Below are 12828 nucleotides of genomic sequence, written 5' to 3'. Positions count from 1 at the left end.
ATTGGTTTAGTCACATGCACAATGAAGTCAACATTAAACGTCGAGTTTCCCGCCAAATCCGCGTAGGCAATGTGTTAGTTGGAGGCGATGCCCCCATTTCCGTACAGAGTATGACAAACACGGAAACTTGTGATGTCGAGGCAACGGTTGCACAAATTCAACGTTTAGAAAAAGTTGGCGCGGACATTGTGCGTGTTTCTGTTCCAAGCATGGACGCTGCGGAAGCGTTTGGCAAAATAAAACAAGCCGTACAAGTGCCTTTAGTCGCAGATATCCACTTTGATTATAAAATTGCCTTACGTGTTGCCGAATTAGGGGTTGATTGTTTACGAATTAACCCTGGTAATATCGGGCGCGAAGACCGTATCCGTGCGGTCGTTGATAGCGCGCGCGACAAAGGAATTCCCATTCGCATTGGTGTCAATGCGGGTTCTTTAGAAAAAGAGTTACAAAAAAAATACCCTGAACCTTGTGCCGAAGCAATTGTCGAATCGGCGTTACGTCATGCAGAAATCTTAGATGCTTTAAACTTTCACGATTTTAAAATTAGCGTGAAAGCCTCTGATGTTTTCATGGCAGTTGATGCCTATCGCATGTTGGCAAAACAGACTGAACAACCCTTGCATTTAGGCGTGACTGAAGCAGGCGGCTTGCGTTCAGGGACAGTCAAATCAGCAATTGCGTTAGGAATGTTACTCTCTGAAGGCATTGGCGATACATTGCGGATTTCCTTAGCGGCTGACCCTGTCGAAGAAATCAAAGTTGGTTTTGACATTCTAAAAAGCCTGCATTTACGGCGTAAAGGCATTAATTTAATTGCCTGCCCTTCCTGTTCTCGGCAAAATTTTGATGTGATTAAAACCGTTAATGCTTTAGAGAGCCGTTTAGAAGATATTTTAACGCCTTTAGATGTTGCAATTATTGGTTGTGTTGTCAATGGACCAGGCGAATCTAAAGCAGTTCATGTGGGATTAGCTGGAGGCACACCAAATAATCTGTTGTATATTGATGGTAATCCAACCTATAAACTTAAAAATGATAATCTAGTCGATGAGCTAGAACGAGTTATTCGCGAGCGTCTCGCTAAACTTGAAACCCCATCTGCAACAGAGGCGCGTGTAATACCTATTAAAAGCGTTGCTTAACACCACTGACTTAAAAATAGCCTTTTCCAAATGCACATAGATTTTTAAACTATGTGCATTTGTGTTTTAATCGCTTGCAAATTATGTCGCCTGACGACATCCCCATTTTATACATCATTATTCTTAATTCATTACGTATTTTGTAGGAGCAGTCCTTGTCTAAGTCGATTCAATCTGTCCGTGGGATGAACGACATCCTTCCCACTCAAACACCTTACTGGCAAACGGTGGAAACTGCATTGCGTCGCGTGTTTGAAAGTTATGGTTATCAAGAAATTCGTACCCCTATTTTAGAAAAAACAGAACTCTTTAGCCGTTCTATTGGTGAAGTGACCGACATCGTTGAAAAAGAAATGTTCACCTTTATTGATCGGGCTGAGGAAGGGGATAGCGATGCGGAAAGTTTAAGCCTACGTCCTGAAAATACGGCATCTTGTGTTCGTGCGGGTATCGAGCACAGTTTATTTTATGGACAAACACCGCGTTTATGGTACACCGGTCCAATGTTTCGACATGAGAAACCACAGAAAGGGCGGTATCGGCAATTTCACCAACTAGGCGCAGAAGCTTATGGCATTGCCAGTGCAGATATTGACGCAGAATTAATTATCATGTCTGCTCGTTGTTTCAAGGTGTTAGGCTTAAAAGACCTCAGTTTACAATTAAATTCGTTAGGGTCTAGCGACGCACGCACCGCTTATCGGGCGCGATTGGTAGACTATTTTTCTGCGTATCCAACTCAATTAGATGAAGATAGTCAACGCCGTTTGCACACGAACCCGTTACGAATTTTAGACAGTAAAAATCCTGAGATGCAGGCATTGATTCAAAATGCGCCTAAATTAATTGACCATTTAGATACTGAGTCCATTGAGCATTTTGAGCAATTAAAACACCGTTTAGACCTTGCAGGCATTTCTTATCAAGTCAATCCCCGCTTAGTACGCGGTTTGGACTATTACAACCGCACTGTTTTTGAATGGGTGACAACCGCGTTAGGGTCACAAGGTACAGTTTGCGCGGGTGGACGTTACGATAGTTTAGTGGCGCAGATTGGCGGACGGGCAACCCCTGCGATTGGATTCGCTATGGGTTTAGAACGCTTGTTAATGCTGGTCGAGCAAACAGGGCTTGTGCCCCATAATGCGAACCCTCACGTTTATTTAGTGATGATGGGACAAACAGCGGTAGAACACGGGATACAATTAGCGGAACAATTGCGTGACCAATTGCCCGAATTACGCATTATCAGTCATTGCGGTGGTGGTAATGCTAAAAAACAATTTGAACGGGCGGATAAAAGTGGGGCGCGTATTGCCCTCATTTTAGGTGATGATGAAGTTGCACAACAACGGGTTACGGTTAAATATTTGCGTGATAATCAAGCTCAAGTTACCCTCGCACAAACAGAATTAGCTGATCACCTGCAAAGATTTTTATAAAATAATTGCTCACGAATAACTTTATCTAACTGATTGACAGTATTAAATACAACATAGGCTCTACCTCTCTATAGAGTCATCGCACGAAAAAAGGAAGCATAGTGGAATATCAAACAGAAAACGAACAGGTTGAGGCAATTAAACAGTGGTTTAAAGAGAATGGAAGTTCTATTTTAATCGGGGTTGCTATTGGGTTTGGTTTGCTTTTTGGCTGGCGTGCATGGGAAAGCTATGTTGCACAAACGGCTGAAATGTCATCCATGACTTATGAGCAATTAGTTGAAGCGGTAGAAAAGAAGCAGTTAGACAGTAGTCGTGAGACTTTAACCCGCTTACAAAAAGAACACGGTGATAGCTTATATGCCGTATTAGGAGCGTTCCAATTAGCCGCTGAAGAAGTTGAGGCGAACAACTTTGCTACAGCTCATGAACAATTAGCATGGGTGTTAAATCAACCAGCTTTCCCTGCTTTTGTACATATTGCCCGCTTACGTAATGCCAAATTATATTTAGCAGAAAATAATATTGCCGAAGCGAAAAAGTTAATTGACGGTGTAAAAGTTGGTGAGTTTGCACCTGCTTATGCAGAATTACGCGGAGATATTGCTAGTTTAGAAGGGCAATTGGAAGCGGCAAAAACAGCTTATACACAAGCCTTAGAAAGCAAAGAGTTATCCTCTAATGTGCGCCAATATATTCAAATCAAATTGGACAATTTAGGGTTATCAAGTGCACAAGTGGTTGCAGCCGCTATTCCGACCTTACCTGAACCACCTAAGCCTGAACCTGTACAATCTGATTTAGGAAACCCCAGCACGCAAAAAGCGACTGTTATTGATGCCGTTGCCCATCCGAACACAGCGACCAGTCAGGAAACAACAATAACCATCCCTGCTGTGCAAACCAGTACAACAGAGACAACTATCACGCCAATTACCCGCGAAGAAGTAAAACTACCCGCTAAAATTGTAGCGCAACCCCCTGCAACAACACACGATTTAAGCAATCCAAATACAAGCACAGCACAAAAGCGTCCGACGACTCCAATCAGTAATGACAATATTTATTCCACCACCATTGGGGATAATGAAGACGACACCCCCGTCACTACACAACCTGAACCCGCTCCCACAACACCTAAGCAGGAATAATCATGATGCAAAAGACACGCTTAACCACTCTTGGCGCGTTGCTTGTCTTACTTAATGCTTGTTCTATTTTTGGTGATAAAGATAACACCGAAACACCTGCCAAATTAGAAGACTTTACGCCCAGTGTCGATGTATCCCTTGTATGGTCAACCAGTGTTGGCGGTGGGGCTGATGATGCCTATTTAAAATTACAACCTGCTGTCCATGAACAACAGGTTTTTGCAGCTTCCCCAAAAGGGTATGTTTATGCCTTTGATGTAAAAACAGGGCAAGAACGCTGGGAAAAACGCTTAGACATGGTGATTTCTGGCGGTGTTGGGGTCAATCATGACAACCTGTTTATTGCGAGTAATGAGGGGGATGTCGTCGCGCTGGCTCAGAATGATGGGGCAGAAAAATGGCGTATTTCACTCAATAGCGAAGTATTGTCGACACCACAAGCAGATGACACACTGGTTGTGATTCGTACTGTGGACGGTAAAGTCTATGGCTTAAGCAGTCAAAATGGCACGACCATGTGGATGCAAGAGCGAGCAGTACCTGTACTGAGTTTAAGAGGTAATAGCAATCCCATTTTATTACCACAAACTGTTTTAGTGGGTTTTGACAATGGCAAATTAGCCGCTTTAGAAACTAATACAGGTAAAACAATGTGGGAAACTGCTGTTGCAATCCCTCAAGGACGCTCTGAATTAGAACGTATGGTCGACATCGATGCTGACCCTAAATTACTGAATGACACTATTTATGCAGTAAGTTATCAAGGACGTAGTGCCGCGATTAACTTAAGTAATGGGCAAGTCTTATGGCAACGTGAAGTCCCTTCTTATGCAGGGATTGGCATTGATGAGAAAGCGGTTTATATCAGCGACCAACGCAGCCATGTTTGGGCATTAGACCGTCATACGGGTGCATCTCTTTGGAAACAAGAAAAACTTCAAGCCCGTTCCCTAACAGCCCCTGTAAGTATCGGAGACTATGTCGTTGTTGGTGATGTTGAAGGCTATTTACACTATTTACGTCGTGACGATGGGCAATTTGTCGCACGTTATAAAACAAGTAGTACGCGGATATTAACGCCACCCTTAGTCGTTGATAAGCAACTAATTGTTTATACGGGAGATGGTAAACTACTGGTTTTAAAAAATTAGGCTGATTTAACACACGACTTTTTCAGCCGTATTATCTTCTCTTGATTGCATAAGATTGACAGGGATATCGTCTTGTCCCTGTCATCATGACGACTCTATAGTAACCGTACCATAAAGTGATTTAAATCTAGGACTGGCAGTCCTGTGAGGACTGCCAGTCCTCCGTGTCGTTTTATAATACGTTTGCTATATACTGAAAGTTCCCTACAGTCGCTAATTCTTAGACAGGATTAGAATAAGCAATAGTTCAACTGGGAACTTATCTGCACGCACTCCACCTTCATCGTCGTTATAGATAATACGCATGTCTTTCTCCTCTCTCCCACGCATTACGCCACCGACCCGCCGTCAATTAATCCTATTTCAACTGATTTTATTAGCGATTTTAGGCATTACTTGGCTACTTGGATTTACAGAATGGTATCAATTACACCCTGAATTTATTATCGGCGGTGTTGGCAGTGCCTTTATTTTGCACTTATTACTATGGTACTGGATACGCCACACACATGATAATGCGCATACCTTACGCTTAGATACCAACGAAACATTAGATACCCTGTTTGAAAGTGAAAACTACTTCCGTGCTATTTTTGAAAACGCGCCGATTGGAATGATGTTGATAGATAACCAAACCCATCGTTTTCTACAAGCCAATCAAGCCATCTGCCAAATGCTTGGTTATAGCCGTAATGAATTATTGAGCAAAACCGTCAGTGAAATTACCCATCCTGATGATCTCATGCTTAACCGCCAACTGTTTGAAACAGCGAACCCGCTCAAACCCTTAGCTATTGGCGAAAAACGCTATTTACACAAAACAGGGCGCACGATTTGGGCAGCAGTCAGTTCATCTTTACTCCCAAACAGCAATTACCGCATTACCCATATTCAAGATATTACTGAACGCAAACAAGCTGAGGTTGCATTACGCGAAAGTGAAAACCGTTTCCGTAAAGCTTTTGAAAACGCGCCGATAGGCATGACCTTAACGGGATTAGACCGACAAATTCAACAAGCAAATAATAGCTTTTGTCTCATGTTAGGCTATCCACCACATGAAGTTATTAACCGTAATGAAGCAGATTTCACCCCCAGCATAGAAGAAGCCAATGACCAACAATGGCTTATGCAAATTTTAGAATACAGCATCAGTCCACATCCTTTGGAAAAACGCTATATTCATCGTGATGGACATATTGTTTGGGCAGCGATTAGTTCAACCCTACAACGCGATATTAACGGCAAACCCTTATATTTAATTACACAAGTTGTCGATATTACCGAACACAAAAAAGCCGAAGCCGAAATAAAACGGTTGAATACAGAGTTAGAACAACGTGTTGCACAACGTACAGCAGAACTATCCCTAATCAGTCAAGTCCTCTCCCTGTTTATTCGCAATAACGAATCACGACTAGTCTTTGAAACCATGCTCCAACAAATTTTGGAGTTAACCGAAAGCTCCTTCGGTTTCATTGCTGATGTCTTATACGACCCAATCGGACAAGCACAACTCAAATGCCATGCTATTGGCTACTTAATTACGCCTGACGACAATACAGGCAAACCCAACAACCGTTTTCAACCTTTAGCCCTCGCAGGACATTATATTTATAAACTTAACAATGCCTTAGGCATGGTCATCCATCGTGGCGAACGAATACTTATCAACGAACCATTAACTGAAACCCATGAATTACCCCGTCATTATCCACCAGTACAAAACTTTTTAGGGCTTCCGCTTTATCGTGGTGAACACCTAATCGGTGTCTTAGGGCTACACAATCGCCTAACAGGCTATACTGAAGAACTTGCGGACAGTTTAGAACCCATTCTACGCACCTTTAGCCAACTCATAGAAGCCTTTCATAACGAACAAAAACGCCAACAAGCAGAAGAAGCCCTGCGAAAAAATCAACAATTTTTACAAACGCTGATAGATAGCCTACCCGTTGCGGTTTTTGTGCGCGATGTACGGGATTGTGGTTTTGAATTTGTGGCATGGAATAAAGCCTGTGAACAATTTTTTGGTTTTAATGCAGAAAACGTATTAGGACGGATTGCACATGACTGTATGCCCGATGACTTAGCCAATAAACTCACACAAAGCGACGAAGTCGTTTTAAATTATGGGCAAGCCTTAGAAATTGCAGAAACACAAATCGACAGCCCAAATTTAGGACATCGTGTTTTACAACCCGTTAAAGTGCCTATTTTTGATGAACAACACAATCCTTTATATATTCTATGTATTGTTGAAGATATTACTGTTCGTAAACATGCCGAAGAAAACATTGCGCAAAAAACCCGAATTTTAGAAGCCACCTTAGAAAATATGGGGCAAGGCATTCTCATGGTTGATAAAGAATGGAATCTTGTCGCTTATAATCAACGTGTCACCAAACTATTTAATTTCTCTGCTGACTTTTTACGCCAACACACGAATTTCCAACAAATTGTCAAAGATTGGCTAGATCGTGCATACGGTAGCAATTTTGTCTTAAAAAACATCCTACAATCTGCACAACGCACGGATAACTTTACGACGGAACTTCCCCTCTTAGATGACAGAGTTATAGAAATGGGACACTTTCCCATTTTAGATGGGGGCTTTGTCTGGACATTCACCGATATTACAGAACACAAACAGATTGAAGAATCGTTACGCCAAGCTAAAAACCAAGCTGAAGCCGCAAACCGTGCAAAAAGTGCCTTCTTAGCCAATATGAGCCACGAATTACGCACGCCCATGAATGCCATTCTAGGCTTCTCACAACTCATGCAACGCGATGCCCACATTACCCCAAGCCTACAAGAAAATTTAGAAATTATTAATCGTAGTGGAGAACATTTACTTGCCTTAATCAACGACGTTCTCGCCATGTCTAAGATTGAAGCAGGTCGCATGATGTTAAACGAACAAAATTTTGATTTATATCATCTGCTCAATGGCTTACATGACCTATTCCATTTACAAGCAACCAATAAAAACCTTAACTTAATCTTTCAACGCCCTGATACATTGCCACACTACGTCCGTACCGATGAAAATAAATTACGACAAGTGCTGATTAACTTACTAGGTAACGCGATTAAGTTCACCAACACGGGCAATATTAGCCTAATCATTACCCACACAAAGCCAGAAGCGGACAAAGTCCGCTTGTTTTTCAAAGTTAAAGATACAGGCTTAGGCATTGCACAACATGAACTGAGTCAACTATTTAAAGCATTTGGACAAACCACCACAGGACAACAAGCACAAGAAGGCACAGGACTTGGTTTGCGGATTAGTCAAGAATTTGTCCGCTTAATGGGCGGAGAAATTACCGTTGAAAGCTGGGTCGGACAAGGAACAACTTTTTCTTTTGATATCAATGTGACACCCATTGACGCAACAGATGTTCCCTTTAAAGATACAGCACGCCGTATTATTGGTTTAGCACCGAATCAACCTGTTTACCGCCTCCTCGTGGTAGAAGACCGCTGGGAAAATAGAGAGCTAATCAGTCGTTTACTAGAACCTTTAGGGTTTGCTGTACAAAAAGCCGCAAACGGACAAGAAGCCGTCGCCATTTGGGCAAAATGGCAACCGCATTTAATTTGGATGGATATTCGTATGCCTGTGATGGATGGCGTTGCTGCAACACGAAGTATTAAAGCGCGAAAAACAGGACACCGTACCGTTATCATTGCACTCACAGCGGGTGCATTTGAAGAAGAACGCGCCGCCATGCTAGAAGCAGGGTGCGACGACTTTGTGACGAAACCCTTTAAAGAAGAAGTTATTTTTGAAAAACTCGCCCAATATTTAGGGGTACAGTATCGTTATGCAGAAAACACGCTCCCCACTATTCCACCGCCAAAAATTACCAATTTACAACTAGATGAATTGCAAGCCTTACCGACAGAGCTACAAATAGCTCTCCGAGATGCACTCTACAGCGTAGATTTAGACCGTTTAGACACATTACTATTAACCTTAAAACAAAATCATCCCGATTTAGCCGATATACTGAAAGTATGCATTGATAACTTTGAATATGAGCGTGTCCTCACGGCATTAAAAAAAATGTTATAAATATTAACCTGAATTCTGCGAGTTTCTTTTAAAAAGACAACAGTTTGTCTGAATCAGGATTTTCAGGATTAAAAGATTGTCTGAATCAGAATTTTCAGAATTAACAGAATTAAAAAGACAAGAAAATTAAAAGAATAAAAATTATGTTTTTAATTGTTTTTAATTCTGAAAATTCTGATTCAGACAAAAAAAGACCTGCTAGGTTTTCAAAACCTAGCAGGTCTCTGTTTTATTTTATAAATCTCGCCGAACTCAAGTTATAAATAACCTGAGTTCGGCGAGTTTCTTTTAAAAAGACAACAGTTTGTCTGAATCAGAATTTTCAGAATTAGCAGAATTAAAAAGCGTTATTCACCTTAAATTTTTGGTTTTAGGGTTTTAAATTCTGTTAATTCTGTTAATTCTGTTAATTCTGAAAATCCTGATTCAGACAATCTTTTAATCTTCTCTGGTGAATTCTTTTCGCGTGTTCCGACAGACCTGCTAGGTTTTGAAAACCTAGCAGGTCTCTGTTTTATTTTATAAAACTCGCCGAACTCAGGTTACTTTATGGTATGGTTGCTATAATATACTGTTTCAGAAGGCAATTTTGTAGCAATTTTTTAAATCTCCCTCAACGCTTTTTTTAGCAAGGAATTTGAGGGAGATTATCTTTATCTCTGTTTAGTTTTTTACTGTGCAGGATAGTTGCCTATCTTGAATTCAGGATAGCGATGGTTATTGCCTGCTTGGTCAGTCACAACAACGCTAAAGTATTCAAGGCTGTTTTGATTGCTCCAAATATTGCCTAATGTCAAGTTGCTAAAAGCTTCTTGTGGGTAGGCAAAAGTAACACCGTAGAGGTAATCGCCATCGGGCAGGGTTTCCAGTAAATGCATGGCAACGGCAAAGCTACCTTGGTTCTGTTTTAGTAGCACGCTTTGTATGGGTGAAATTCCTTCACGGATAATGGCTTTAACGGTAAATTGAGTATCGTTTAAATCCACTAAGGCGGGGTCAAACCCTGCTGCGAGGACTTGCGGTTGACGACGACGCACTTTTAAAGCGCGAATCGGTTCAATTTTTAGTGCTAAAGGAGTCGTTGTAAGGGTTGCATTACTGCCGATTTCTAAGTTAGGAAAGGCATGGAATTGTCCGTTAATGTCATCCACTTGAATTCTAAATTGTCCCTCTTTTGCACCGAATAAATCGCCCAGTGTGATAGCGGGGAAAATACCACGATATAAGGGAAACATGGCTTCATAGCGTTGGTCGCCATTGCTGTAAGTTGCGACATGTTGTAACGAGAGGCTGTAATCGCTGCCATTTAATAGTAGTCGAACTGTCTGAATTTTCGCATTGCCTGCACGGACAATGGCGAAGACTTTCATGTCAGTTTCAAGTAAATCGACTAGCATGGGGTCTAATCCGCCCATTAAGACTTGGGGACGTAAACGGGTAATGCCAGTCATGGTGATATTTTCGCTGGCGCGGTCAATCACGGTAATGGGAACAGTATAAGAATTACTTTGTTGCGTTAAGGTGGAGTAAGTTCTTAATACAGTTTGATAAGTGCCTGCTGCGGTAAAGGTATGACTGGGCGTGCTATCTGTCGCAATTTGCCCGTCACCGAAATCCCAAATATAGTGCAACACATCGCCAATCAGTCCAGAACTGGATTGATTAGTGAAAAAGACAGGGAGCGGAATTTCTCCAAATAACGGAGTCGCGCTAAAGTTGGCTTGTGGGATTATCACTTGACTGTTGATAAAGAAGGATTTTGAGCCTGTCACTCTGTCACCATTTGTATTGCTGGCAATCACGCTTACCGTATAAGTGCCTGCACGGCTGTATGTATGGGAAGCAATGGCTTCGTCAGTGCTTAAAGTGGCGGTGTTATCTCCAAAATTCCATAAGAAGAAATTGGCATTAAAGCTGTCAGGTAATCGTGCAACAAAAAGATTTTGCAGGGGATTACTCAGCATGGTTGAGGCTTCTAAGGTGACATTAACCGTTGTCGCTTCACTGACTTTTTGCAAAGATAAGGTATAAAAACCCAGTTGATTATCATTGTAAGAAGTCGCTTCTACGTATAAATTACCTGTATAAGTGGGGGTATAGCGTACTTTTGCTGTTTTTCCACCGCCGCTATTATCATCTTGACGGACAAGACGGTTATATTGGTCGTATAGGTATAAATAACTATCAAAGCGTTCGGAAGACATTTCTAAGACCAGTTCCTCACCCACATTGGGTGCGGTGATGACGTAACGGTCAGTTAGTGCATTCACTCGTGTCCGTGAACGGTTGTCATTCGTGCTTAATTCACCCGTTACAATATTCGCTAAGGGTAAAACAACGCCTTCAACAGGCAGGCTAACGTAAGCAACATCGGTTTGTGTATCCACTGCGTTTTTATCATCGGTTACAGTTAGACCGACAATGTATTGTCCTGCATTGCTATAGGTATAACTGATGGTATTACCCGTTGTGCATTGGCTCGCGCTACCATCACCAAACTGCCAACACCGTTGCGTAATATGACCGTCTGTATCTTGGCTGAAATCAGTAAAGGTAAAAGTTGCGGGAGCTGTCCCATTTTGCCCTGTCATGGCGAATGTATGTGCTTTAGGAGCTTGATTGCGCTGACTTGCGCTAACGCTTAGGCTGTATGCTCCTCGCTCTTGTCTATCGAGCGCGGTCACTTCTATGTAATATGTTTTACTCTCAGGTGCGGTAAAGCTGATTTCTGCCTGCTGTGTATATTTATTTTTATCGTCATTCGCTGTTAAAACTTGTGTTCCTGCTACGTCATTAAACAGATAAAGATAGGTGTTAAACGCAGCCGCCGCTTTTAACGTCACGCTTTCCCCTTTTGCAAGGTTTAATAAATATTTATCAGAGGGAGTTCCCGCACGTTGATGAGAAAAAGCATCGCTATCCTCTAAGTTACCTTGACGAATTTCATTCATGCTTAAGGCAATCGCGCTACTAAAATCGTTGCTTGGATTTGGATTTGGCGGGGTAAAGTTGACGATTTCACTGCGTGTGCTTGCTTCAATATTTTCATACAAGCTACTGGGATTAAAAGCAATATATGTCGCTATATCTGTTGCAATTTTTTTATCATCTGCTTGCGCGATAAAATAGATAATGCGTCGTGTACTATTTGCAGGAATCGTTATGACGGGATAAGTCCAATTTAATTGTCCGCCATTGAGTTGATGAGTTGCTGTAATTGCGCCCCCTGCTTGAGAATGATAATGCAATAAGGTTGGGCTGGTATTAACGACCTTATTATTAACAACCGTTTGCGTGATTAAATAATTACTCCGACTATCTGCTAGAGTTGTATTCACACCCGCACCTAATGTGCCTGAAATTTCTAAGGTCACACTCTTACTCTGCGTTGTTGGATTGCCCACAACATCCATATAACGGGCAAAATCGCCAGTTTTTGCCACATAAATACGGCGTTCAACCTGCAACCCACTCACAGGTTCTGTGAATTTGGATAAATAAACCTCTCGCCCATCCGCAGATAATTGTGCAACATCACCGAGATAATTCACATTATTAATGCGTAACCGATACATATTGGCATAAGCATTGAACGAACCTTTTGCTAAAATGCCATTCGTTTCGATGTCATAAACAAAATTTTGTCCATCGCGCAATGTAAACACTGCATAGCTACTAACAGGTAATAAACTACCCATTATCAATAGCATGGCTAGTAAAAAATTCAGTTTGGTTATATAGTTGCGTCGCACAGCTTGACGATAGCGCATTATCGCCGTGCAAACTCGTTTAATACTCTGATATATCATGCAATCTCTCCCAACACTCGCGAAATAATAGTAAGCACACCTTACA

Annotated in this window: 6 protein-coding genes; 5 read left to right on the top strand and 1 reads right to left on the bottom strand. The window is 41.7% G+C overall.

The genetic code is table 11. The features are described from left to right. The first annotated feature begins 14 nt into the window (after nt 1-14). From ispG to BEGALDRAFT_RS18570, 5 genes are all read left to right on the top strand, one after another. On the top strand, nt 15-1145 hold the full coding sequence (ispG, locus tag BEGALDRAFT_RS17045; protein WP_002692181.1) for a flavodoxin-dependent (E)-4-hydroxy-3-methylbut-2-enyl-diphosphate synthase: 1131 nt from the start codon (nt 15-17) through the stop codon (nt 1143-1145). A 155-nt stretch (nt 1146-1300) separates the two neighbouring features. Further along, the gene (gene hisS, locus BEGALDRAFT_RS17040) at nt 1301-2587 is read left to right on the top strand and encodes a histidine--tRNA ligase (RefSeq protein ID WP_002692179.1); all 1287 of its coding nucleotides are present in this window, start codon (nt 1301-1303) and stop codon (nt 2585-2587) included. 101 nt (nt 2588-2688) lie between these two features. Further along, nucleotides 2689-3738 carry a tetratricopeptide repeat protein gene (locus tag BEGALDRAFT_RS17035; RefSeq protein WP_002692177.1) on the top strand — a complete coding sequence of 350 codons (1050 nt, stop codon included), beginning with the start codon at nt 2689-2691 and terminating at the stop codon, nt 3736-3738. A gap of 2 nt (nt 3739-3740) precedes the next feature. After that, complete coding sequence (gene bamB / locus BEGALDRAFT_RS17030) at nt 3741-4889, top strand: outer membrane protein assembly factor BamB (RefSeq protein ID WP_002692175.1); 1149 nt, start codon at nt 3741-3743, stop codon at nt 4887-4889. A 304-nt stretch (nt 4890-5193) separates the two neighbouring features. Further along, nucleotides 5194-8973 carry a PAS domain S-box protein gene (locus BEGALDRAFT_RS18570; RefSeq protein ID WP_002692173.1) on the top strand — a complete coding sequence of 1260 codons (3780 nt, stop codon included), beginning with the start codon at nt 5194-5196 and terminating at the stop codon, nt 8971-8973. Nucleotides 8974-9644: 671 nt separating this feature from the next. Here BEGALDRAFT_RS18570 and BEGALDRAFT_RS17020 read toward each other — a convergent pair. Continuing rightward, nucleotides 9645-12782: a PKD domain-containing protein gene (locus BEGALDRAFT_RS17020; protein WP_002692171.1), complete on the bottom strand. Its 3138-nt coding sequence runs from the start codon at nt 12780-12782 to the stop codon at nt 9645-9647. Nucleotides 12783-12828: the final 46 nt, after the last annotated feature.

Source organism: Beggiatoa alba B18LD, assembly GCF_000245015.1.
GTDB classification, from domain to species: Bacteria; Pseudomonadota; Gammaproteobacteria; order Beggiatoales; family Beggiatoaceae; genus Beggiatoa; species Beggiatoa alba.
The sequence above is the reverse complement of the archived record's forward strand: the minus strand, read 5'-3'. Positions and strand labels throughout refer to the sequence as shown.

What these genes read in the sequence shown, in the direction of transcription:
- ispG (WP_002692181.1), top strand. Translation starts at nt 15, where the DNA reads ATGCACAATGAAGTCAACATTAAACGTCGAGTTTCCCGCCAAATCCGC.
- bamB (WP_002692175.1), top strand. Translation starts at nt 3,741, where the DNA reads ATGATGCAAAAGACACGCTTAACCACTCTTGGCGCGTTGCTTGTCTTA.
- BEGALDRAFT_RS18570 (WP_002692173.1), top strand. Translation starts at nt 5,194, where the DNA reads ATGTCTTTCTCCTCTCTCCCACGCATTACGCCACCGACCCGCCGTCAA.
- BEGALDRAFT_RS17020 (WP_002692171.1), bottom strand. Translation starts at nt 12,782, where the DNA reads ATGATATATCAGAGTATTAAACGAGTTTGCACGGCGATAATGCGCTAT.